Annotated in this window: 19 protein-coding genes; 12 read left to right on the top strand and 7 right to left on the bottom strand. The window is 65.7% G+C overall.

The features are described from left to right. Window positions 1-202 precede the first annotated feature (202 nt). The 4 genes from FJV43_RS20875 (at window position 203) to FJV43_RS20860 (ending at window position 3,647) form a co-directional block, all read left to right on the top strand. Window positions 203-736: an invasion associated locus B family protein gene (locus FJV43_RS20875; protein ID WP_239620448.1), complete on the top strand. Its 534-nt coding sequence runs from the start codon at window positions 203-205 to the stop codon at window positions 734-736. A gap of 118 nt (window positions 737-854) precedes the next feature. Next, the gene (gene tldD, locus FJV43_RS20870; protein WP_239620446.1) at window positions 855-2,282 is read left to right on the top strand and encodes a metalloprotease TldD; all 1,428 of its coding nucleotides are present in this window, start codon (window positions 855-857) and stop codon (window positions 2,280-2,282) included. Further along, a complete protein-coding gene (gene lepB, locus FJV43_RS20865; RefSeq protein ID WP_061882496.1) occupies window positions 2,279-3,058 on the top strand; it encodes a signal peptidase I in 780 nt (259 codons plus the stop codon). Before tldD ends, lepB begins: the two co-directional genes overlap by 4 nt. Before the next feature lie 22 nt (window positions 3,059-3,080). After that, window positions 3,081-3,647, top strand: a complete 567-nt coding sequence (locus FJV43_RS20860) for a nucleotidyltransferase family protein (RefSeq protein ID WP_239620438.1) — start codon at window positions 3,081-3,083, stop codon at window positions 3,645-3,647. Window positions 3,648-3,788: 141 nt separating this feature from the next. Here the strand turns inward: FJV43_RS20860 and FJV43_RS20855 are convergent, their stop codons facing one another. From FJV43_RS20855 to FJV43_RS20845, 3 genes are all read right to left on the bottom strand, one after another. Next, window positions 3,789-4,355 carry a PAN domain-containing protein gene (locus tag FJV43_RS20855; RefSeq protein WP_239620436.1) on the bottom strand — a complete coding sequence of 189 codons (567 nt, stop codon included), beginning with the start codon at window positions 4,353-4,355 and terminating at the stop codon, window positions 3,789-3,791. Window positions 4,356-4,467: 112 nt separating this feature from the next. Continuing rightward, complete coding sequence (locus FJV43_RS20850) at window positions 4,468-5,838, bottom strand: glutamate--cysteine ligase (protein ID WP_239620434.1); 1,371 nt, start codon at window positions 5,836-5,838, stop codon at window positions 4,468-4,470. 98 nt (window positions 5,839-5,936) lie between these two features. After that, window positions 5,937-6,431, bottom strand: coding sequence for a MarR family winged helix-turn-helix transcriptional regulator (locus FJV43_RS20845; RefSeq protein ID WP_061882499.1), 495 nt, complete (start codon window positions 6,429-6,431; stop codon window positions 5,937-5,939). A 685-nt stretch (window positions 6,432-7,116) separates the two neighbouring features. Between FJV43_RS20845 and FJV43_RS20840 the strand changes: the two genes are divergently transcribed. After that, window positions 7,117-7,425, top strand: a complete 309-nt coding sequence (locus tag FJV43_RS20840) for a hypothetical protein (RefSeq protein ID WP_239620432.1) — start codon at window positions 7,117-7,119, stop codon at window positions 7,423-7,425. Window positions 7,426-7,578: 153 nt separating this feature from the next. Further along, a complete protein-coding gene (locus FJV43_RS20835) occupies window positions 7,579-8,076 on the top strand; it encodes a hypothetical protein (protein ID WP_239620426.1) in 498 nt (165 codons plus the stop codon). An 80-nt stretch (window positions 8,077-8,156) separates the two neighbouring features. On the opposite strand, the gene FJV43_RS20830 is transcribed toward FJV43_RS20835, so the two are convergent. The 4 genes from FJV43_RS20830 to FJV43_RS20815 all read right to left on the bottom strand — a co-directional run bounded on the left by FJV43_RS20830 (window position 8,157) and on the right by FJV43_RS20815 (window position 14,108). Beyond that, window positions 8,157-10,370, bottom strand: a complete 2,214-nt coding sequence (locus FJV43_RS20830) for an FAD-dependent oxidoreductase (RefSeq protein ID WP_239620424.1) — start codon at window positions 10,368-10,370, stop codon at window positions 8,157-8,159. Window positions 10,371-10,572: 202 nt separating this feature from the next. Continuing rightward, complete coding sequence (locus tag FJV43_RS20825) at window positions 10,573-11,781, bottom strand: acetyl-CoA C-acetyltransferase (protein ID WP_239620419.1); 1,209 nt, start codon at window positions 11,779-11,781, stop codon at window positions 10,573-10,575. A gap of 57 nt (window positions 11,782-11,838) precedes the next feature. After that, window positions 11,839-13,629, bottom strand: a complete 1,791-nt coding sequence (locus tag FJV43_RS20820) for an acyl-CoA dehydrogenase C-terminal domain-containing protein (RefSeq protein WP_239620417.1) — start codon at window positions 13,627-13,629, stop codon at window positions 11,839-11,841. A gap of 95 nt (window positions 13,630-13,724) precedes the next feature. Continuing rightward, window positions 13,725-14,108 carry a nuclear transport factor 2 family protein gene (locus tag FJV43_RS20815; RefSeq protein ID WP_028179840.1) on the bottom strand — a complete coding sequence of 128 codons (384 nt, stop codon included), beginning with the start codon at window positions 14,106-14,108 and terminating at the stop codon, window positions 13,725-13,727. A 205-nt stretch (window positions 14,109-14,313) separates the two neighbouring features. Between FJV43_RS20815 and FJV43_RS20810 the strand changes: the two genes are divergently transcribed. The 6 genes from FJV43_RS20810 to FJV43_RS20785 all read left to right on the top strand — a co-directional run bounded on the left by FJV43_RS20810 (window position 14,314) and on the right by FJV43_RS20785 (window position 22,098). After that, window positions 14,314-14,901, top strand: coding sequence for a PadR family transcriptional regulator (locus tag FJV43_RS20810; RefSeq protein ID WP_239620415.1), 588 nt, complete (start codon window positions 14,314-14,316; stop codon window positions 14,899-14,901). Between the two features lie 87 nt (window positions 14,902-14,988). Continuing rightward, on the top strand, window positions 14,989-15,468 hold the full coding sequence (locus FJV43_RS20805) for an antitoxin Xre/MbcA/ParS toxin-binding domain-containing protein (RefSeq protein WP_239620413.1): 480 nt from the start codon (window positions 14,989-14,991) through the stop codon (window positions 15,466-15,468). Beyond that, window positions 15,465-15,968, top strand: a complete 504-nt coding sequence (locus FJV43_RS20800) for an RES domain-containing protein (protein ID WP_239620411.1) — start codon at window positions 15,465-15,467, stop codon at window positions 15,966-15,968. Before FJV43_RS20805 ends, FJV43_RS20800 begins: the two co-directional genes overlap by 4 nt. A 534-nt stretch (window positions 15,969-16,502) precedes the next feature. Next, entirely contained in the window at window positions 16,503-19,904 is a 3,402-nt protein-coding gene (locus FJV43_RS20795) for a tetratricopeptide repeat protein (protein WP_239620396.1), read from the top strand. Between the two features lie 509 nt (window positions 19,905-20,413). Further along, window positions 20,414-21,331 (top strand): sulfite exporter TauE/SafE family protein, encoded by a 918-nt coding sequence (locus FJV43_RS20790; protein WP_239620395.1) that lies wholly within the window; start codon window positions 20,414-20,416, stop codon window positions 21,329-21,331. Then, window positions 21,328-22,098, top strand: coding sequence for a TIGR02186 family protein (locus FJV43_RS20785; RefSeq protein ID WP_239620393.1), 771 nt, complete (start codon window positions 21,328-21,330; stop codon window positions 22,096-22,098). Before FJV43_RS20790 ends, FJV43_RS20785 begins: the two co-directional genes overlap by 4 nt. Window positions 22,099-22,144: the final 46 nt, after the last annotated feature.

The following is a 22,144-nucleotide window of genomic DNA, read 5'->3' as shown; positions in this document are numbered from 1 at the left end:
ATGCTGCGGCTTGACAGCGGAATTGCCCGCGGTAGGCACTGGCGGATGGCCGCGCAGGAGCCTGATTCGTGCCGGCGGCGGCGGCGCGAGGCGGCGCGGAATTTGCTTGGGAATCGCCTTCAAGACGCCGTCATTCCCGTATCAGTCCGCCAGATTGGCCTGCCAAGCGCGAGCGACCCAGGCGAGCAGAGGGACCGACCCGATGGGGCTTTCGAGATCGATGGCAAAGCCGGCTAGCGGCCTCCCGGCGCTGGCCGCCCTCCTGACCGCGATCGTCCTCCTGGCGCTCCCCGGCCTCGCCCATGCGCAGGGCGCGGTGCGCTCCGTCCATGGCGACTGGCAGATTCGCTGCGATACCCCGCCCGGCGCCCAGACCGAGCAATGCGCGCTGATCCAGAGCGTGGTGGCGGAAGACCGCTCCAATGCCGGCCTGACCGTGATCGTGCTGAAAACCGCCGACCAGAAGAGCCGCCTGATGCGCGTGGTGGCGCCGCTGGGTGTGCTGCTGCCCTCCGGCCTCGGACTCAAGCTCGACAACCAGGACGTCGGCCGCGCCGGTTTCGTCAGATGCCTGCCCAACGGCTGCGTGGCGGAAGTGGTGATGGACGACAAGCTGCTCGGCCAGCTGCGCAGCGCCAAGACCGCGACCTTCATCATCTTCGAGACCCCCGAAGAAGGCATCGGCTTCCCGCTCAGCCTGAACGGGCTCGGCGAGGGCTACGACAAGCTGCCGTAGCGGCCGATCGGGCACTGGTGAGCGATCCTATTGTTTCCGTAATGTGAGGCTTGGCGCCCTCGCGGAACCGGTCCGAAACCATTATCTTGCCCCACAGCCCCCGATAATGGACGGACTCATGACCAACCCTGCAACAACCTCCCTGCTCGACCGTGCCAATCTCGACCGCGACCAGGTTCGCAGCGAGGTCGCGCGCGGGCTTTCGGGCGCCGACGACGGCGAATTGTTCCTGGAATACAGCCAGACCGAAGCGCTGATGTTCGACAATGGGCGGCTGAAGCAGGCGACCTACGACACTTCGCAAGGGTTTGGCCTACGCGCCGTCAAGGACGATGCGGTTGGCTACGCCCATTCCTCCGACGTGTCGCTGCCGGCGCTGATTCGCGCCGCCGACGCGGTCGCCGCCGTGCGCGGCGGCTACTCCGGCAGCTTCGCCGCGCCGCCCCCGCACACCAATGTGCGGCTCTATGGCGACGACAATCCACTCGATGCGCCCGGCTTCGAGACCAAGGTCAAGCTGCTCGCCGAGATCGACGCTTACCTGCGCGACAAGGATCCGCGGGTGCGGCAGGTCAGCGTCAGCCTGGGCGCGACCTGGCAGGTCGTCGAGATCCTGCGGCCCGATGGCGAGAGCTATCGCGACATCCGTCCGCTGGTGCGCGTGAACATTTCCGTCGTCGCCGGCCAGGGTGACCGCCAGGAGAGCGGCAGCAAGGGCTATGGCGGCCGTGCCGGCTATGCCGAATTCATCGAGAGCAGATCCTGGCGCGAGGCCGCCGACGGCGCGCTGCGCGAGGCGCTGGTCAATCTGGAATCGATTCCAGCGCCGGCCGGCGAGATGGACGTCGTGCTGGGCGCCGGCTGGCCCGGCGTGATGCTGCATGAAGCGGTCGGCCATGGCCTGGAGGGCGACTTCAACCGCAAGAAGACCTCCGCCTTTGCCGGCCTGATGGGCCAGCAGGTCGCGGCCAAGGGCGTCACGGTCGTCGACGACGGCACCATCGCCTCGCGGCGCGGCTCGCTGTCGATCGACGACGAGGGCACGCCGACCAATCGCACCGTGCTAATCGAGGATGGCATCCTCGTCGGTTACATGCAGGACCGCCAGAACGCGCGCTTGATGAACATGAAGCCGACCGGCAACGGCCGTCGCCAGGGCTACGCCCATGTGCCGATGCCGCGCATGACCAACACCTACATGCTCGCGGGCGACCGCGATCCCGCCGAGATCCTCGCCTCGGTCAAGAACGGCGTGTTCGCCGCGAATTTCGGTGGCGGCCAGGTCGACATCACCTCAGGCAAATACGTGTTCCAGTGCACCGAGGCCTACAAGATCGAGAACGGCAAGATCGGCGCACCGCTGAAGGGCGCCATGCTGATCGGCAACGGGCCGACCGACCTGCATCGCATCCGCATGATCGGCAACGACCTTGCGCTCGATACCGGCATCGGGACCTGCGGCAAGAACGGTCAGGGCGTGCCGGTCGGCGTCGGCCAGCCATCGCTGCTGATGGAACGCATCACGGTGGGTGGAACGGGCGCATGAGCGTGGAAGACAAAGTGACTGTCACCCCCAAGCGGAAAAGCAGCGGCTGGGGTGGGCAACTCGTGCAGCTCGCCGGCATCGTCGCCGCGGTCTTCATCGCCAAGGGCGCGCTGGCCGAGCCGTTCTACGTGCCGTCGGGCTCGATGGAGCCGACGCTGCTGATCGGCGATGCGCTGCTCGCCTCGAAATTCCCCTATGGCTACGGCACCTCGTCGCTGCCGATTCAGATCAGCCTGCCCGAGAGCGGCCGGGTGTTCGCGGAGACGCCGAAGCTCGGCGACGTCGTCGTGTTCCGCTGGCCCGGCGATCGCTCGCAGGCCTGGGTCAAACGCGTCGTGGGACTGCCCGGCGATCGCATCCAGATGCGGCAGGGCCAGCTCTTCATCAACGACCGTCCCGCCGAACTGAAGCCCGACGGCGTCGGCGCCGCCGAGGACGATCGTGGCGGCAGCGAGCCTGCCTATCGCTATGTCGAGACGCTGCCGAACGGCGTCTCGCATTTGATCTTCAAGATGCGCGACAACGGCCCGCTCGACAACACGCCCGAAGTGACGGTGCCGGCCGGGCATCTCTTCGTGCTCGGCGACAACCGCGACAATTCCGCCGACAGCCGCGTGCCGCTGCGCGCCGGCGGCGTCGGCCTGTTGCCGATCGACAATCTGATCGGCCGTGCCGATGCCGTGCTCGGCTCCTGGGATCTCGGCATGCGCGGTCAGCCGGTGTGGACCTGGCTGTCCGGGTTCAGGCTGGCCCGGTTCTTCACCGCCGTGCATTGAGCGGAAGTCTCTCCCCTTCACGATGAACCGTGACGAATTCCTCGCGCTTGCCCTGAGAAATCCCGTCAACGCTGCGATTGCCGACGCCCTCGCGCAGCCTGCGCTGCCGGATGCCTGGCTGGTCGCAGGTTGCCTGGTGCAGACGGTATGGAACGTGCTCACCGGCCGTGCGATCAGTCACGGCATCGCCGACTACGACGTGTTCTACTTCGATCCCGATACGTCGTGGGAGGCGGAAGATGCAGTGATCCGCAGGCTGCACGCGCGGCTCGCGCATCTCGGCGCCAGGATCGAGATCCGCAACCAGGCGCGGGTGCATCTGTGGTACCCCGACAAGCATGGCTCGCCCTATCCGCCGCTGACGTGCTCGACGGACGGCATCGACCGTTTCCTCACGGAGAATACGCAACTGGGTATCCGACCCGCCGGCGGGAATTTCGACGTCTATGCGCCCCACGGGTTCGATGACGTCGCAAGGCTGATCGTAAGGCCCAACCGGGCGCCGAACTTCTCCGCCGCCAATTACGAGGCGAAAGCCGCGCGATGGAAGGCACTGTGGCCCGAGCTCACGGTGATTGCGGCAGAGTGAGCAAGACTCACTCCTGTCCCGGACAAGACGCGTCGCGAAGCGACGCGGCGCAGAGCCGGGACCCATCGTGCAGAGATTGCGGGACCGCAATGGGCCCCGGTTCAGCAGCGCATCACCCTGTCCGGGGCACGACTACGAGCATCACCGCACCACGCCCGACGTGAATCCGGCCTTGCGGCGCGGCGGCTTGATCTCCTTCTTCAGGAAACAGCGCGCCTCGCGCCCGACGTAGCCGGGGCGGGCATAAGTGAAGGCACGGCATTTGTTGTCGGCGGTGCAGGCGGCCTTGCAGGCCTCCACGCTTTCGCCGTCCTTGAGCTCGAAATTGCGCAAATCACCACCCGGGCGGTCGATCGACGTCTCGACGCCCTCGACGCGCGGCTCGATCACGCCGGCGCCGCGCACCCCGGAGATGCAGCAACTTCCCGGCACGCGCGGCGGCACGGTGTTCTTCAACCAGCAGACCGCCGAGCCGCCTTCGACGTCGGGATAGCTGAAGCTCCAGGAGCGGCAGCGGCGGTCGCGCTCGCACAGCAGCGCACAATCCTCCGGATCGCCCGAGGTGACCGGCGTGCTGAAATAGTCGCCGCCGGGCCTGTCGAATGCTGTCTGCGCGCGCGCGGGCACGCTCGCAAGCGCGAGCAAAAGCAGCGCGGCACAAGCCAAGAGGCGTGCCATGACGGCCCCAGGCGGGCGGCCCTTCACCATCGGAACAGCTTTCGAGTTATTGAGGACGCTCAGGTTTTCCGGCCCGATCATTTGATCGCCGCAAACCTGTACGGGCGATGAACGGCTCGGATCCGGTCGCTCGCCTATGACTCTAGAAAGCGTACTCCGCGTAGACCGGTTCCACCGAGCCCTTCCAGGGACCGTTGAACTTCTCCAGCATCTCCTCCGCCGGCGTCCGGCCGGAATCGATGATGCGATCGAGCGGCTCCAGATGGCGGGTCTCGTCGCGGCCAAGCTGGTCGATCCGGCCGCGCCGGCGCAAGCCGGCATGTGCCAGAACGAGGCACTCCTTGGCGATCTCGAACAGATAGCGGTCCTTGATTCGCGCCTTGAAGCCGAACCGCGGCACGTCATCGCGCAGGGCCTGACGCTCATGCGCGGTCCAGTGCTTCACCATGTCCCAGGCGGCGTCGAGCGAAACGTCGTCGTAGAGCAGCCCGACCCAGAACGCCGGCAGCGCCGGCAAGCGGCCCCACGGACCGCCGTCGGAGCCCCGCATCTCGAGATAGCGCTTGAGCCGCACTTCCGGGAAGATCGTCGAGAGATGGTTGGCCCAGTCCGACAGCGTCGGACGCTCGCCGGGAAGATTGTTATTGCGGCCCTCGAAGAACGCGCGGAACGAGGAGCCCGACACGTCGATGTATTCCTCGCCGCGCTTGACGAAATACATGGGCACGTCGAGCGCGTAGTCGACATAGCGCTCGAACCCCATGCCGTCCTCGAAGGCCCACGGCATCATGCCCGAGCGCGCGTTGTCGGTATCGCGCCAGATCTCGGACCGGAAAGACAGGAAGCCATTCGGCTTGCCCTCGGTGAACGGCGAATTGGCGAACAGCGCCGTCGCGACCGGCTGGAGCGCGAGCGAGACGCGCAGCTTCTTGACCATGTCGGCTTCGGAGGAGAAGTCGAGATTGGTCTGCACGGTACAGGTCCGGTACATCATGTCGAGGCCGTACTGACCGACCTTCGGCATGTAGTTGGTCATGATCTTGTAGCGGCCCTTGGGCATCACCGGGATATCGGCGCGCGACCAGGACGGCGTCATGCCGAGCCCGAGGAAGCCGATGCCGAGCGGCGTTGCGATCTCGCGCACCTGTGCCAGATGCGCCATCAACTCGCCCTGGGTCTGGTGCACATTCTCGACCGGCGCGCCGGACAGCTCGAACTGTCCGCCGGGCTCGAGCGAGATCGCGCCGCCACCGGTGACGTCGTAGAGGCCGATGATGTTGCCCTGCTCCATGATCGGCTCCCAGCCGAGCAGGAGCTTCATGCCTTCGAGCAGCGCGCCGATGCCGCGTGCACCTTCGTACGGCACCGGATGGTGGCCTTCGAGCGTGAACGGCGTCTTCTCGTGCTCGGTGCCCATGCGGAATTCGGACGGGTGCTTGCAGCCGGCCTCGAACCACGCGACGAGTTCGTCGCGTGATTGCAGCGGCGTCATATCGATCTGGTCTCGCGCCATATCAAACTCTAATCAAAAGGCGCTTCGACCGAACGCGCGCGGTGACAGGGATGGCCCGCGAACCCACCGGTTGCGCGGACGAGCGGTTTGCCGCGCGATCATCGCGACGGCATGCTTTCGTTGACGCCCGCGGGCGGCAGTTTCACCTCGCCGCACGAGCAGCCCAGGCGATCGAGCAGATTGCTGAGCTTGACGGCGTCGGCATCGGACAGTTTCGAGCCGACATATTTCTCGATCGCAGCCGAATAGGCGCCCCACATCCGCTTCTGCAACTCGCGGCCGGCTTCCGTGATCTCGACGAACTGGCCGCGCTTGTCGATCTTGCATTCGCGCCGCGAGGCTAGGCCCTCGTCGACCAGGCGGTCGATCAGCCGCGAGGTGGAATATTGCGGGATCAGCATCTGCCGCTCGAGTTCGACCGGCCGCAGCTCGCCCGAGGGCGCCCGCGACAATTCGAGCAGCGCATCATACCAGGCCAGCGGTGGGAAGCCGGCCTTCTTCAAGTCCTGCTCGACGCAATCGAGCACGCGGCTCTGCACCCGCATCAGGCGGATCCAGGCGGCTGTTGCCTCGGTCGATGGTTTGCGTTTCATGGTCCCGCTCAAGTTCGTCGCCCGTCTCTTACTCCATTTGATGCACCTGCATCAATCTTGACTATTTCAAGCAGGTGCATGTAGTTGCTCTTTCGGCCGAACCAAGCATCAGGCGGAATTCCGCGAAACCGCAGGATTCGACCGGTGCCTGCTCGCCATCCCCATGGCCCTCCTGTCGGCCGGCCTGCCCTATGAGATGGTCGAGGTCGAATCGGCGCCAGGAAGCTCGAAAATGGGCGAGGACTATCTGAAGCTGACCCCTGGGGGCTAGGCCCTGCGCCGGGCCTCGACAGCGGCGAGATCGTGACCGAAGGCCCGGTGATTGTCCAGAAGATCGCCGTCAGGCCTCGCCCGAGGCGCTGGCGCCAGCCCGCGACAGTTCCGAGCACCACAAGCTGAAATTCCTCACCTCCGAGCTGCGCGGGAGCTTTGGTCCGCCGTTCACCGAGCAGGACAGGCGAAGCGACGAAGACTGGGATCGATGATCCGGCGCTCTGCTTGCGCCATTCGCTGAATCCGAAGATTCGCGATGCGCTGACTGCAATTTTACGAGCATTGTCAGGGTTAACAATAACTCTGCGTTGTGCACTCCGCGGCCGTCACCATCCTTGTGAGAGCACTCCACTTGGCTCAGCTTCAGCGCGGGAACACGACGCAGACCACTGGACTGGACCGGGAAGCTATTGTGACGGCTGTACTCCTTCTCCTGCTCGCGAGCGCAATCACTGGCCTTGCGACGGGGCTCATCTTCCGAGTCTGGACTCTGCTGCTGGTCTCGCCGGCGACCGCGATCGTTACAGCAACGGTCCTTCAGAGCTCAGGCTTTGGATTTTGGACGGGCGTTCCGATCGTCGTCGGCTGCCTGATTGCCGGCCAGCTCGCCTATTTGGCGGCGACGTTCTACCTGTACAGGGGCGAGCTCTCAATGCAGGACGACATCGACGGCGAACCAGGCAAGCACGGCCATCGCGATATCGAGAAGGAGAACGAGTAGGACCAGGCCGAACCACGAGGGAATTTTTCTGCGCCGCCGGAGGAGCCCGCGGCGGCGCCACGACCGACCCACAAGCAGCAGGGGGGCGTATCTTACCGCAACGCCGGCTGCGCTGTCTTGAGACACGGTGGGGATCATTGCGGGACACCTTCAATGCCAATGGGCCATCCGGGGAAACATCAGCAAGAGCGGTGCCAGGGCGGAGCGTGGCTGCGGCAGGATTCTGGCGTGGATGATCCAGCCTTTTTCATCGTGAACCATGTGATCGGCGACGACGTCGAAGGATCATCTCCTGGAGACAGTTGCCTCATGAACATGATCGTCCTCATGACCGCCGGCGCGCCGCTCGCGATTCTCGGCTTGTCGACGCCGGTCGCGCCGCAGCGCGATTGCATCTTCATGATCCATCCACAGACCACCGCGGCCGTGTTCGAGAGTAGGGAAGGAAAGATCGTCTTTCCGGACCGGCCGACCGAATATCGGTGCAGCTACGCCAGGACGAAGCGCGGCGCAGACATCGCTTTCACCAACCAGAATGGCTGGCGTTTTGAAGTGCGCATCGGCCGCGGCGACGAAGGCAGCTGGACGGCCAGTCTCGCCGGCGAGACCGTATCGGGGCGCGCATTCTCGCCGTTCGGCGACGGAAAATAAAAAGGCCGGATCAATGATCCGGCCTTTTGGCTCTGCGTGCCCGGATTTCGCTCACGCTCCATCCGGGCTACAGGTCTCTCTCAGGCCGCCGCCTTCTTCGGCGCGAAGCGGCCGTAGAAGGTCTCGCCCTTCGCAGCCATCTCCTCGAGCAGCTTCGGCGGGGTGAAGCGCGAGCCGTATTTCGCCTCGAGCTTGCGGCAGAGCTCGACGAACTTCTTCGTGCCCATGAAGTCGATGTAGGACAGCGTGCCGCCGGTGAACGGCGCGAAACCGAAACCGAGGATCGAGCCGACATCCGCCTCGCGTGGATCAGTGATGACGTGGTCCTCCACCGTGCGCGCGGCCTCCACCGCCTGCACCACCAGGAAGCGCTGCTTCAGCTCCTCGATGTCGAGCGTGTCAGGGTCGAGCTGCTTCGGCTGCAGCGCTGACAAGCCCGGCCACAGGCTCTTCTGGCCTTTGCCCTTCTCGGGGTAATCGTAGAAGCCCTTGCTGTTCTTGCGGCCGAGGCGGCCCTGCTTCTCGACCATCTCCACCATCAGCTTCTTCTGATCGGGATTGATGGCGTTGGGGCCGAGATCGGCCTCCGTCGCCTTCATGATCTTGAGGCCGAGGTCGAGCGCAACTTCGTCCGAGAGCGAGAGCGGGCCGACCGGCATGCCGGCCATCTTGGCGCAGTTCTCGATCATCGCCGGCGGCACGCCTTCCAGGAACATCTCGTTGCCTTCGGCGACGTAGCGGCCGACGCAGCGGTTGGCGAAGAAGCCGCGAGAGTCGTTCACGACGATCGGCGTCTTGCCGATCTGCCGGACGTAGTCGAGCGCGGTCGCAAGCGCGAGATCGCCGGTGTTCTTGCCCTTGATGATCTCGACCAGCATCATCTTCTCGACCGGAGAGAAGAAGTGGATGCCGACGAACTTGCCCTGGTCCTTGAAGCCCTCGGCCAGCGAGGTGATCGGCAGGGTCGAGGTGTTCGAGGCGAAGATCACGTCCGGCTTGAGATATTGCTGCGCCTTGGCGAAGGTCTCGGCCTTCACCTTGCGGTCCTCGAACACGGCCTCGATGACGAGGTCGACGTCCTTCAGCGCGGCATAGTCCGCGGTCGGCGTGATGCGCGCGAGCAGCGCTTCGGCATCCCCGGGCTTGGCGCGGCCCTTCTTGATCTGCTCTTCGATCACCTTCTGCGCATGCGCCTTGCCCTTGTCGGCGCTCTCCTGGTCGCGGTCGATCAGGACGACGTCGAGACCGGCGCGGGCCGAGACATAGCCGACGCTGGCGCCCATGAAGCCGGCGCCGATGACGGCGATTTTCTTCACCTTGGTCGGCGGCACGTCCTTCGGGCGGCGGGCGCCCTTGTTCAATTCCTGCATCGACAGGAACAGGCTGCGGATCATCGCGGCCGCTTCCTTCGAGCGCAGCACCGAGGCGAAGTAGCGCGACTCCACGCGCAGCGCGGCGTCGATCGGCAGCTGCAGGCCCTCATAGACGCAGCTCATGATCGCACGCGCCGCCGGATAATTGTCGTAGGTCTCGCGGCGGTAGATCGCGTTGCCGGCCGGGAACATCATCATGCCGGCCTTGGAGAACACCGGACCGCCCGGAAGCTTGAAGCCCTTCTCGTCCCAGGGCGCGACGGCCTTGCCGCCGCCCTTGATCCAGTCCTTCGCCGCCTTGACGAGGTCGGCGGCGGGCACCACGGCGTGAATGAGGTTCAGCGCCTTAGCCTTCTCGACCGTGACGGGATCGCCCTTGAGCAGGATCGTCATCGCATCCTGCGGCGGCACCAGGCGCGGCACACGCTGCGTTCCGCCGGCACCGGGGAACAGGCCGACCTTGACCTCGGGCAGGCCGAGGCGGGTCTTGGGATTCTCAGCGGCGACGCGATAGTGGCAGCACAGCGTGATCTCGAAGCCACCGCCGAGCGCGAGGCCGTTGATCGCGGCCGCCCACGGCTTGCCCGACGTCTCGATCGAACGCAGCACCAGCGAGAAGCGGCGGCTCTGGTCGAACAGCATCTGGTTCGCCGCGGTCTCGCCCTGCTCCTTGAAGACCTTCGCATAGGCCTGGTTCATGCCTTCGAGCATCGACAGGTCGGCGCCTGCACAGAACGCCTCTTTCGCGGAGGTGATGACGACACCCTTCACCGCGGCGTCTGCCGTCGTTTCCTTCACGATCGCCTCGAGCTCATTGGTCGAGGTCTCGTCGAGCACGTTCATCGAACGGCCCGGGATGTCCCAGGTGACGAGCGCGATGCCGTCTGCGTCGGTCTCAACCTTGAAATTCTTGTAGGCCATGCTGGTTGCTCCTCGGTGCCGCAGCCGATCTCAGGCGCGGCGGTTGATGGGGGTCTCGTCTTGCCCTCTCCCCTTGTGGGAGAGGGTCCGAGCGAAGCGAGGGGGTGAGGGGTCTGCATCCGCGGAGACAGACCCCTCACCCGGCCCGAACCCGCTTCGCGTGTTCGCGCCACCCTCTCCCACAAGGGGAGAGGGGAAGAAGTTACACCCGCTCGATGATGGTCGCGGTGCCCATGCCGCCGCCGATGCACAGCGTGACAAGGGCGGTGGATTTGTTGGTGCGCTCGAGCTCGTCGAGCACGGTGCCGAGGATCATCGCGCCGGTGGCCCCGAGCGGATGGCCGAGCGCGATGGCACCACCATTGACGTTGATCTTGGCGCTGTCGATGTCGAAGGCCTGGATGTAGCGCAGCACGACGGAGGCGAAGGCCTCGTTGAGCTCGAACAGGTCGATGTCGGACTTCTTCATGCCCGAGCGCGCAAACAGCTTTTCGGTGACGTCGACCGGACCGGTCAGCATCATCGCCGGCTCGGAGCCGATGTTGGCAAAGGCGCGAATCTTCGCGCGCGGCTTCATGCCGTACTTCGCACCCGCTTCCTTGCTGCCGAGCAGCACGGCGCCGGCACCGTCGACGATGCCCGACGAATTGCCGGCGTGATGCACGTAGTTGACGCGCTCGATCTCGGGATGCGACTGCACCGCGACACCGTCGAAGCCGCCCATCTGCGCCATCATGGTGAACGACGGCTGCAGCTGCGCCAGCGACTGCATCGTGGTCGAGGGACGCATGTGCTCGTCCTTGGCGAGGATGGTGAGGCCGTTGATGTCCTTCACCGGCACGACCGACTTGTCGAAGCGCCCCTCGTCCCAGGCCTTGGCCGCGCGCTGCTGGCTTTGCACGGCGTAGGCGTCGACGTCGTCACGCGAGAAACCGTATTTGGTCGCGATCAGATCGGCCGAGACGCCCTGCGGCATGAAATAGGCCGGCACCGCGATCGAGGGATCCATCGGCCATGCGCCGCCGGAGGCGCCGATGCCGACGCGGCTCATGGATTCGGCGCCGCCACCGATCACCAGTTCATGCTGGCCGCTCATGATCTGCGCCGCAGCGAAGTTCACAGCATCGAGGCCGGAGGCGCAGAACCGGCTGATCTGCACGCCGGGAACGGCGTCGCCGAGGCCCGCCTTGAGCGCGGCGAAGCGCGCGATGTCGGATCCGGCTTCACCGACGGGATCGACCACGCCGAGGATGACGTCGTCGACGGAATCTTCCGGAAGATTGTTGCGGTCCTTCAGCGCCTTCAGCGGCACGGTGGCGAGCGCGAGCGCCGTGACCTCGTGCAGCGCGCCGTCCGCCTTGCCGCGGCCGCGCGGGGTGCGAACGTGGTCGTAGATGAATGCCTCAGGCATGACGCCCTCCTGATGTGATGTTTGAAAGCTATTGGGAAACGGCGGCGGGAGCAGGCCTCAGAAAGCTTCCGCCGGCAATTCCATGATGGTGGCGCATCCGGCCTGGATGCGCGCGAGATTGGCCGCGGTCTCCGGCAGCATCCGCTCCATGAAGAAACGGCCGGTGACCAGCTTGGTCGAGAGATAGGGCGTCGCCCCGCTCTCGGCAATCTTGGCATTCGTCACCTTGGCCATCTTCGCCCACATATAGCCGAGCGCGACGAAGCCGAAGAGATGCAGGTAGTCGGTTGCGGCAGCGCCGGCATTGTCCGGCTTCGCCATCGCATTCTGCATCAGCCACGTCGTGGCCTGCTGGAGGTGGCCGAGCGAGGTGGAGAGCGGCGTGATGAAGGGCTTCAGTGCCTCGTCGCCGCCATTCTCCTTGGCGAAGGCCATCACCTCGCCGAAGAAGGCCATGATGGCGCGGCCGCCGTCGCGCGGCAGCTTGCGACCGACGAGGTCGAGCGCCTGGATGCCGTTGGCGCCTTCGTAGATCATGGCGATACGCGCATCGCGCACGAACTGCTCCATGCCCTGCTCGGCGATATAGCCGTGTCCGCCATACATCTGCTGCGCCTGCACCGCGTTGGCGAAGCCGTAGTCGGTGAGGAAGCCCTTCAGCACCGGCGTCATCAGGCCCATATGGTCGTCCGCGGCCTGGCGGTCCTTGGGATCCTCGGAGCGGTGGGCGACGTCGCTCTTCAGCGCGGTCCAGATCACGAAGGCGCGCGCGGCCTCGTTGAATGCGCGGATCGACAGCAGCGTGCGGCGCACGTCGGGATGCACGATGATCGGATCGGCCGGCTTGTCCGGCGCCTTGACGCCGGTGAGGGAACGGCCCTGGATGCGCTCGCGGGCATAGGCGACGGCGTTCTGATAGGCGACCTCGGACTGCGCGAGGCCCTGCACGGCGACGCCGAGACGGGCCTCGTTCATCATCACGAACATGCCCTGCATGCCCTTGTTCTCTTCGCCGATCAGCCAGCCGGTGGCGTTGTCGTAGTTCATCACGCAGGTGGAATTGCCGTGGATGCCCATCTTGTGCTCGATCGAGCCGCAGACGACGCCGTTGCGCTGCCCGATCGAACCATCGGCGTTCACCAGGAATTTCGGCACCACGAACAGCGACACGCCCTTGATGCCGGCCGGCGCGCCCTCGATGCGGGCGAGCACGAGATGGATGATGTTGTCGGCGAGATCGTGCTCGCCGGCCGAGATGAAGATCTTGGTGCCCGTGATCCTGAAGCTGCCGTCCGCCTGGCGCACCGCCTTGGTGCGGAGCATGCCGAGGTCGGTGCCGCAATGCGGCTCGGTGAGGTTCATGGTGCCGGTCCATTCGCCGGCCACCATCTTCGGGACGTAGATCTTCTTCTGCTCGGGCGTGCCGTGCACCAGCAGCGCCGCGGTCGCGCCCATGGTCAGACCGCCATACATCGAGAACGCCATGTTGGCGGAGATCTGGAATTCGTTGACCGCCTGGCTCAGCGTCACCGGAAGGCCCTGGCCGCCATATTCGGTCGGCGCCGACAGGCCGAGCCAGCCGCCCTCGACGACCTGCTTGAACGCTTCCTTGAAGCCTTTCGGCGTGGTGACGCTGCCGTCGTCGGCGCGCTTGCAGCCTTCGAGATCACCCACGCGATTCAGCGGCTGCAGCACCTCTTCGGCGAGCTTGGCGGCTTCGCCGAGGATCGCCTCGCGCACGTCGCTCGACGCATCGGAGAAGCCCGGCAGATTGTCGTAGCGGTCGATCTGGAAGACGTCGTTGAGCAGGAAGTTCACGTCTTCGACGGGGGCTTTATAGATCGGCATGGGGTTCTCCCGGCATGGGCCTTGAAATGATGTTCGTGCGGTTCCTGCGGCGCGTTCGCCCGCGAGCTTAGCGGGTTCGGCAACTCAGGGCAGTATCATGATTGGGCAGCCAGCTGCTCCGCCATCAGACGGTGCAGCATGTTGATCGCCTTGAGCGGACGCACCATCACCTTGAAGTGCGTGATGCGTCCCTCGCCGTCGAAGCTGATGATGTCGACGCCGTTGATCTCGATGCCGTCGATCATGGTCTTGAATTCGAGCACGGCGCCGCGCTCGTTCCTCCACTCACCCACATAGGTGAAGGTCGGACCGCCGAGCACCTGTTCGGCACTGGAGAGATATTTGAAGGTGATGTCGCGGCCGCGCTGCGGCGTGTGAACGACGGGGCTTTCGAACACGGCATCGGGGTGCAGAAGATCCCAGAGCGCGGTGCGGTCATGAGACTTCATGTAGGCGTACCAGGAATCGAGGCCGGTCATTCTCGGGTGCCTCCCTAAAGGGCTTTCCAGGAGCCTTGGCAAAAAACGCGAAAACAACCCCATGCACAGTAGCGAAAGGGTTGATTCCGCTGGGTTTTCAGGACGGGTCTTTCGCCCGGCCCTTCAGCCGCCTCATATGCACATTGACGCATATGCGCCGATGCGCATAAAGTCAAGCCACAAGGTCGAAAACAGGAGACCGGTCATGGCACTGGGCGACGCGATCCTCGCATGCCTGACGGAACGTCCGATGACGGGCTACGAGCTCGCCAAGACGTTCGATTCCTCGATCGGCTTCTTCTGGAAGGCCGACCACCAGCAGATCTACCGCGAACTCTCCAAGCTGCGCGACCGCGGCTACATCCAGGGCCGCGAGGTCGTGCAATCAGGCAAGCCCAACAAGCTGGTTTATACGCTCACTCCGGAGGGCCGAACAGCGCTGCGGCACTGGGCCGCGCGGCCAAGCACGCCGGCCTCGACCAAGGACGACCTCCTGGTCCGCCTCCATGCGCTCGACAGCATCGACATCGAGCCGCTGCGCGCCGATTTGATGGCCCGGCTCGAGCACCACCGCGACCGCCACGCCAATTACGAGCGCATCCTGAAGAAGCGCTTTCCGGACGGCACGGCAGAGGGCAAGCTCGACCTCGGCAACCTGCTCCTGCTCCGCCTGGGGGCCCGGCACGAGCAGATGGTGGCCGACTTCTGCGAGGAAGCGCTCGAGGCGCTGTCGGCGATGAGCGGCAAGGCCACCGTGGTGCCGATCGAGGATGGCAAGCGCGAGAAGGGCTGAGGGGCCGAGCCCGACCAAGAATTGGTGCCCCGCCCTTGAAAATCATTTCGACACTTGTCATATTTTGAGCGACAAGTGGCGAGACTGATGCTGATGGACGAACTTGCTCAATCCCCTGAAATTGCCCGGCTGGCGGCCGTCACACGGCTTCTCGGGGGAACTTCCACCTTTCGGAAGATGCCCAAGAGCCCACTAGAGGCTCACGAAATTCTCGTGAGTGGCCTCCCATCCAAGGCGCTGGTGTATCTGGTCGCAAATTTCGCATTTCTCCGCTGGGACGATTCTTTCGCCAAGGCGATCGGAATGAGCCATAGAACCTACCAGCGGCACACGGCTGAAAATATCCGGCAGCTCAGCCCTGAACAGAGCGGGCGCGCGTGGAAGCTCGCAGAAATATTGGCGAAAGCCACTTCGGTCCTCGGATCGAAGGAGGAGGCTGAGCAGTGGCTGGAGCGCCCGGCCATTGGCCTCGATCAACGCAAGCCGATTGATCTGTTAGCCACACCTGCCGGGGTTGAACTCGTCGAGGATTTTCTCGCACGGCTTGAGTATGGCGTTTACGCGTGACACCGCTCCCCGCATCGCTCGGCGGCTCCGAGCTGGTGGCTTGGCGTCTGGATCAATCCAAATATGCTGCGACCTGGGACAGTGGAGAGGGCGCGTTTCTCGTCGGAGGCCGCTGGAACAGCAAAGGAGTTCGCACGGTTTACTGTTCGATCGATCCCGCGACGGCGATTCTGGAGGTCGCCGTTCATAAGGGATTTCGCGCGTTGGACATGGTGTCCCATGTGATCACGGCCACAGCGATCGATCCAGCGGGTGTATTCGTCGTCGAGCCCAATACCGTTCCAAATCCCAACTGGCTGAGGCCGGGGATACCGAGCGCCGGCCAGCAGGCATTCGGGGATGAGCTGCTTGCGAAACACAGGTTCATCGTGATTCCGAGCGTGGTCTCGACGGCGAGCTGGAATTTGATCTTCACGGCCGCAAATGCGGCGGGCGCCTACAAGCTGAGATCTCAGGAGCCATTCGCACTGGACACGCGCTTGCACCCGCCAGGTCGCTAAGCCGCGCTCGAGGCGCTGTCGGCGATGAGTGGCAAGGCCACGGTAGTGCCGCTGGCGGATGGGAAGCGCGGGAAGGGCTAGGTTCGGCCTCGGCGGTGCCCACATCTCTCGCTTGCGAGAGCTTTGCAAAATGGGGCGGAACTAGAGCGATGTTCTGCAAACGAATCTGGTCAGTTCTCGTTTCGATTCCGGTGCATTCGGTTTCGTTCCGAATTATGCAAAGCGCTCGCTTGCAGGACAGGTCGCGCCGAAGGCGCGGGTGAGCGCTTTCTCCTCTTCGGGGTTCTCGATTGCGGAAGCACTCTCTCCCCCAACCCTCTCCCGCAAGCGGAGCGCACCTTGTTCCGGGGCTCGCTGTTCCGCCCAACTTTAAGACAGCGGCGCCGCATTCCTTAACTCGTTATTTACCGTAACAGGAAAAAGTCGGTTTTCGAGGCAGACGACCCGCGCCAAATTCGATTGTCTTTGCAACCGGGGCGCGTGGGGAGGCTGGAGGCGCCGGGTGGGGCGCCGGAGTCGGAACCGGACAGAGTCATGAATTCGCGCGTATCGTGGAGTGTTGACGGCATCGATCCATCCGTCCGGGAGCGGGCCGAAGCTGCTGCGCGCAGAGCCGGCATGTCACTCAACGATTGGCTGAGCTCCACGCTCGGCGAGACGGCCCCGCCGAACTTTCGCGCAGCCTACGACCAGCGTCCGCAGCACATGCCGAGCCAAGGCCCCAGTCAGGAGAGCCGCGAAGTCGCGGACATCCACCAGCGGCTCGACGCGATCACCCAGCAGATCGAACGGATTTCCAAGCCCGCCCCGCGCCAGGACTCTTCAAGACCAGACGTCTCGCGCGAGCAGGGCGTCGCGCGTCAGCTCAACGATGCGATCTCGCGGCTCGATGCGCGCCTGTCGCAAATCTCCCGCCCGCAGCGGCAGCCGCAGCCCCCCCGCCCCGCCCCGGCCGACACGCGCCAGCGCCAGGATGCGGTCGAGCGCGCGGCCGCGCAGGTCTATCGCAGCTCACCACCCCTGAGCCCGGCTTCGTTCGACGTCGCGGTCGCCGAGATCACCGCGCGCCAGAGCGAGCTCGACGGCTTTGCGCCCAGGCAGATGCCGCCGCGTGCCGCGCCTTCGCTTGCGCCCGCCGCTCCTTACGCACCGCCCATGGCCCCGCCGGCGCCTGCCTACGCGCCGCCGCCACCGCAGCCGGGGCCGGATTTTTCATCGCTCGAGCGCCACCTGCTCAAGATCACGAGCCAGATCGAGTCGCTGCAGCGTCCCGACAATACCGAGCAGGCGATCAACGCCTTCCGCAGCGAGCTTGCCGAAATCCGTGCCGCCATCACCGAGGCGATGCCGCGCCGCGCGATCGAATCGATCGAGAACGAGATCCGCTCGCTGCACCGTCGCATCGACGAGACACGGTCCAACGGCACCGACGGCCAGGTCCTCTCCGGCATCGAGCATGCGCTGTCCGACATCAAGCAGGTGCTGCGCACGCTGACGCCGGCCGAGCAGCTCACCGGCTACGACGAGGCGATCCGCAATCTCGGCGCCAAGCTCGATCTGATCCTGCGCGCCAATGACGATCCCTCGACAGTGCAGCAGCTCGAAGGCGCGATCTCGGCGCTGCGCGGCATCGTCTCGAACGTGGCCTCCAACGAGGCGCTGGCACGGCTTTCCGAGGACGTGCAGCTGCTGTCGTCCAAGGTCGACCAGGTCACCCGCGCCTCCGGCCACGGCGACAGCTTCGCGGTGCTGGAGCAGCGCATCGCCGCGCTCACCGCCGCGCTCGAAACCCGCGAACGGCCTCAGCCATCCGAGAGCACCGAGCACCTCGAAGCCGCGATCCGCGCGCTGTCGGACCGTTTCGACCGCATGCAGGTCGGCAGCGATTCCGCGTCCACCTTCGCGCATCTCGAACAGCGCGTCTCCTATCTGCTGGAACGGATCGAAGCCGCCTCCGATCCGCACAACGGCAATCTGAGCCGCGTCGAGGACGGGCTGCACGACATCCTGCGCCACCTGGAGCGGCAGCAGGCGACCTATGCCGCGCTGGCCGAGAGCCGCAACTCCGCACCGCTCGCAGATTCCGGCATGGTCGATCTCGTCAAGCGCGAGCTCTCCGACATCCGCTTCAGCCAGGCCGAGACCACCCGGCACACCCAGGACTCGCTCGAGGCCGTCCACAGCGCGCTCGGCCACGTCGTCGATCGCCTCTCGATGATCGAGGGCGATCTGCGCGCGGTGCGCACCGTGCCGGCGCCGCAGCCGATGCCGATGGCCGCTCCGATGGAGCCGGCGCCGATGGCGCGCGAGCCGCGGCCACAACCGCAGCAGCCGAAATACGATCCGAAGCCCGAGCTGCCCAATCCCGCCGCCACGCAGGGTGCGCAAGCCGCCTTCGTCGCCGCGCCGCGCGAATTCCACGCAGCCGCGCCCGTTGCGCCGCCGCCGGTGCCGGCGGCACCGCAAGTCGCACCACCCTTGCCGCCGCGTGCGATCAGCGAAATCCTGGAGCCGCACACCGCGCCCGCGCGGACCGCGCTCGCGCCGGAATTGCCACCGGATCATCCGCTCGAGCCGGGCACACGGCCGGGCGGACGCCTCGCCACGCCGTCGGAGCGCATCGCCGCCTCCGAGAGCGCGATCAGCGGAATTGCCACCGCGCCGAAAGAGCCGGTGTCGTCGTCGAGCTTCATCGCGGCCGCACGCCGCGCCGCGCAAGCCGCCGCCGCGCAGCCGGAAAAGACCGGCCGCGCCGCCAAGGCAGGGGCCGACCGATCCAAGAACAAGGACCAGGGCAAGGACGGCGGTTCGACCATCACTTCGAAGATCCGCTCGCTGCTGGTCGGCGCAAGCGTGGTCGTAATCGTGCTCGGCACCTTCAAGATGGCGATGAACCTGCTCGAAGGCGGCAGCCCGCCGCCGGCGCCGCAGGCCATGGACGATACGTCCGGCCAGCCGGCGCCGCTGGCCCCGCCGCCCCCGGTCGAGACCAAGCCCGCCACGCCCGAGCAGATCACGCCTTCGATGACGTCGCCGACGCCGATCGGACGGCAATCCCAGATCAATGCCGCGCCGGCGCCCGCCGCCATTCCGGGCAACTCGGCCTCCGTCGAGATCCCGCCGGCGCCTGCCGCGGCCCCGCCACCGGCCTCCAGCGACGTCACCGGCGCGCTGTCAGGCACCAGCCGCGCCAAGCTCGGCCTCGTCCAGGTGCCGCCGAGCGAGAGATTGCCTGACGGCATCGGCGGCCCGGCCTTGCGCACCGCCGCGATGAAGGGCGATGCAACCGCGGCCTACGAGATCGGCGTGCGCTTTGCCGAAGGAAAGGGCGTTGCCACGAACTACGACGAAGCGGCGAAGTGGTACGACCGCGCGGCGCAGGCCGGCGTGGTGCCCGCGATCTTCCGCCTCGGCACGCTCTACGAAAAGGGCCTTGGCGTGAAGAAGGACGCCGACATCGCCCGCCGCTACTACACCCAGGCCGCCGAGCGCGGCAACGCCAAGGCGATGCACAATCTCGCGGTGCTCGACGCCGACGGCGGTGGGCGCGGCGCCAATTACAGGAGCGCGGCGCAGTGGTTCCGCAAGGCGGCCGATCGCGGCGTCGCCGACAGCCAGTTCAACCTCGGCATCCTCTATGCTCGCGGCATCGGCGTCGAGCAGAACCTCGCCGAATCCTACAAATGGTTCAGCCTGGCGGCCGCGCAGGGCGATGCGGACGCGGCCGGCAAGCGCGACGACGTCGCCAAGCGCCTCGACCCGCAATCGCTCGCCGCCGCCAAGCTCGCGATCCAGACTTTCAGCCCCGAGCCGCAGCCCGACGATGCCGTCAATGTCGCAGCGCCCGCCGGCGGCTGGGACACCGCGTCGCAGGCAAGCGCAAAGCCGGCGCCGAAGGCCGTCGCGACCAAGCGCTCGGCTTCGGCCGCGAATTGAGCCGCATAGTAACGAGATCGAACCAAGCCAGCCACGGACTCGGTGCACCTCGCCCGCGTGCGGGAGAGGTCGGCGCGTAGCGCCGGGTGGGGATTTTCTCCTCTTGAACAGTCGTTCCTGGCGGAGCCTGAGCGCGCGCCTCGTCCTTCGAGACGACCGCTTCGCGGTCTCCTCAGGATGAGGCTAAGTGGCACCGGTGCCCGCTGAAACTGCTGCCGCGCACTTAGCCCTCATCCTGAGGGCCCGCCAAAGGCGGGCGTCTCGAAGGATGGCCACAGGGGAAGGCTCTCAAATGCGATAGCCCTGCCCCGAAGCGGGGGAGGGAGCGTACCCTTGTGGTCGCAACGATCTCGCCCGGTTTGGTCACGCTCTCGCCGCGCCCATTCACCACGCGCGAAGTTCCCGGTCCCGCCCGCAGGCAAAGTCCGCTATTGAGGGGCGCGGCAATCGTTCCGTCCTTTCCGCGAGCATTCCGCGTTCGTCGATCCGTCTCGCCGGTGCGTGGTTCAATGCAGCTCTACCTTCCGATCGCCGATCTTCCGGTCAACGTCTTCCTGGTGCTCGTCATGGGCGCCGCGGTCGGCTTCGTCTCGGGCATGTTCGGAATCGGCGGCGGCTTCCTGATGACGCCGCTGCTGATCTTCATCGGCATCACGCCGGCGGTGGCGGTCGCCTCCGTCGCGAGCCACATCGCGGCCTCGTCCTTTTCCGGCGCGCTGTCCTACTGGCGGCGGCGCGCGATCGATCCTGCACTGGCAAGCGTCCTGCTCTGCGGCGGCGTGACCGGCACGGCGCTCGGCGTCTGGACGTTCACGCAGCTGCGCGCGCTCGGCCAGCTCGACCTGATGATCGCGCTCTCCTACGTCGTGCTGCTCACCACCGTCGGCAGCCTGATGTTCTCCGAGGGCCTGCGCGCGTTGATGCGGACCCGGCGCGGCGCGCTGCCGCCGCGACGCACGCACAACTGGATCCACGGCCTGCCGCTGAAGATGCGGTTCAAGCGCTCGAAGATCTATCTCTCGGTGATTCCGGTCGTGGTGGTCGGCATCGTGATCGGCTTCATCGGCGCCATCATGGGCATCGGCGGCGGCTTCATCCTGGTGCCGATCATGATCTATCTGCTCAGGGTGCCGACCTCGACGGTGATCGGGACCTCGATGGTGCTGACGCTCGTCACCATGCTGTTCGCGACCATGCTGCACGCCGTGACCAACCACCTCGTCGACGCCGTGCTGGCGCTGATCCTGATGGTCGGCGGCGTCACCGGCGCGCAGTTCGGCGCCCGCGCCGGCCAGAAGATCCGCGGCGAGCAGCTGCGGTTGCTGCTCGGCCTGCTGATCCTCTCGGTCGGCGTCCGCTTCGCGATCGAGCTGGTGATCCAGCCCTCGGATCTCTTCACCATTCGCGAGCTCGGAGTGAGCGGATGACGCGCACGCTTCTCGCAATCGTTCTCGTCCTGCTGCTCGGCGGCGCTGCGCGGGCCGAGCGGCTGATCGTGTCGGTCTCCAACCACCGCGTCACGGTGACACCGAACTATTCCGGCGAGGAGCTGGTGCTGTTCGGCTCGGTCGAGAGGGACGCCACGACGCCCGCCGACCGCACGGCTTACGATCTCGTCGTCACCGTGAGGGGCCCGCGCGCCGACATGGTGACACGGCGCAAGGAGCGCACCTTCGGCATCTGGATCAACACCGACTACCGGCAGTTCCTGCAGGTGCCGAGCTATCTCGCGCTGTTCGCCAACCGCCCCTTCGACGCGATCACCTCGCCCGAGATCGCTCGGCGGCAGCAGATCGGGCTCAACAACGTGCTGCTGACGCAGCGGGTCGGCGGCGATTACGCCGACGTGGTGCCGAACGATGCGTTCCGCTCGGCCTTCATTCGCTTGCGTACCGAGCGCGGCCTCTATCGCGAGGATCCGAGCGCGGTGACGTTCCTGACACCAACGCTGTTCCGCACCGGCATTCCACTGCCGGCGGAGGTGCCGATCGGGACCTATGAGATCGAGATCAAGCTGTTTGCGAACGGCGCATTCATCGGCAAGACCGAGACCGCGTTCGAGATCGTCAAGGTCGGCTTCGAGCAGTTCGTCGCGACCACCGCACGGCACAACGGGTTTCTGTACGGTCTGGCCACGGTGGCGATGGCGCTGATGACGGGCTGGATGGCGTCGATCGTGTTCCGGAAGGATTGATGGGCGCATACTGCCTCGTCGCCGTCATGCCCGGGCTTGTCCCGGG

The sequence above is a fragment of the Bradyrhizobium sp. I71 genome (assembly GCF_022354745.1).
Lineage (GTDB): Bacteria > Pseudomonadota > Alphaproteobacteria > Rhizobiales > Xanthobacteraceae > Bradyrhizobium > Bradyrhizobium liaoningense.
The sequence above is the reverse complement of the archived record's forward strand: the minus strand, read 5'-3'. Positions and strand labels throughout refer to the sequence as shown.

Excerpts from the sequence above, each read along its gene's own strand:
- FJV43_RS20875 (WP_239620448.1), top strand. The coding sequence starts at position 203 with ATGGGGCTTTCGAGATCGATGGCAAAGCCGGCTAGCGGCCTCCCGGCG.
- tldD (WP_239620446.1), top strand. The coding sequence starts at position 855 with ATGACCAACCCTGCAACAACCTCCCTGCTCGACCGTGCCAATCTCGAC.
- lepB (WP_061882496.1), top strand. The coding sequence starts at position 2,279 with ATGAGCGTGGAAGACAAAGTGACTGTCACCCCCAAGCGGAAAAGCAGC.
- FJV43_RS20860 (WP_239620438.1), top strand. The coding sequence starts at position 3,081 with ATGAACCGTGACGAATTCCTCGCGCTTGCCCTGAGAAATCCCGTCAAC.
- FJV43_RS20855 (WP_239620436.1), bottom strand. The coding sequence starts at position 4,355 with ATGGTGAAGGGCCGCCCGCCTGGGGCCGTCATGGCACGCCTCTTGGCT.
- FJV43_RS20850 (WP_239620434.1), bottom strand. The coding sequence starts at position 5,838 with ATGGCGCGAGACCAGATCGATATGACGCCGCTGCAATCACGCGACGAA.
- FJV43_RS20845 (WP_061882499.1), bottom strand. The coding sequence starts at position 6,431 with ATGAAACGCAAACCATCGACCGAGGCAACAGCCGCCTGGATCCGCCTG.
- FJV43_RS20835 (WP_239620426.1), top strand. The coding sequence starts at position 7,579 with ATGCCAATGGGCCATCCGGGGAAACATCAGCAAGAGCGGTGCCAGGGC.
- FJV43_RS20830 (WP_239620424.1), bottom strand. The coding sequence starts at position 10,370 with ATGGCCTACAAGAATTTCAAGGTTGAGACCGACGCAGACGGCATCGCG.
- FJV43_RS20825 (WP_239620419.1), bottom strand. The coding sequence starts at position 11,781 with ATGCCTGAGGCATTCATCTACGACCACGTTCGCACCCCGCGCGGCCGC.
- FJV43_RS20820 (WP_239620417.1), bottom strand. The coding sequence starts at position 13,629 with ATGCCGATCTATAAAGCCCCCGTCGAAGACGTGAACTTCCTGCTCAAC.
- FJV43_RS20815 (WP_028179840.1), bottom strand. The coding sequence starts at position 14,108 with ATGACCGGCCTCGATTCCTGGTACGCCTACATGAAGTCTCATGACCGC.
- FJV43_RS20810 (WP_239620415.1), top strand. The coding sequence starts at position 14,314 with ATGGCACTGGGCGACGCGATCCTCGCATGCCTGACGGAACGTCCGATG.
- FJV43_RS20805 (WP_239620413.1), top strand. The coding sequence starts at position 14,989 with ATGCTGATGGACGAACTTGCTCAATCCCCTGAAATTGCCCGGCTGGCG.
- FJV43_RS20795 (WP_239620396.1), top strand. The coding sequence starts at position 16,503 with ATGAATTCGCGCGTATCGTGGAGTGTTGACGGCATCGATCCATCCGTC.
- FJV43_RS20790 (WP_239620395.1), top strand. The coding sequence starts at position 20,414 with ATGCAGCTCTACCTTCCGATCGCCGATCTTCCGGTCAACGTCTTCCTG.
- FJV43_RS20785 (WP_239620393.1), top strand. The coding sequence starts at position 21,328 with ATGACGCGCACGCTTCTCGCAATCGTTCTCGTCCTGCTGCTCGGCGGC.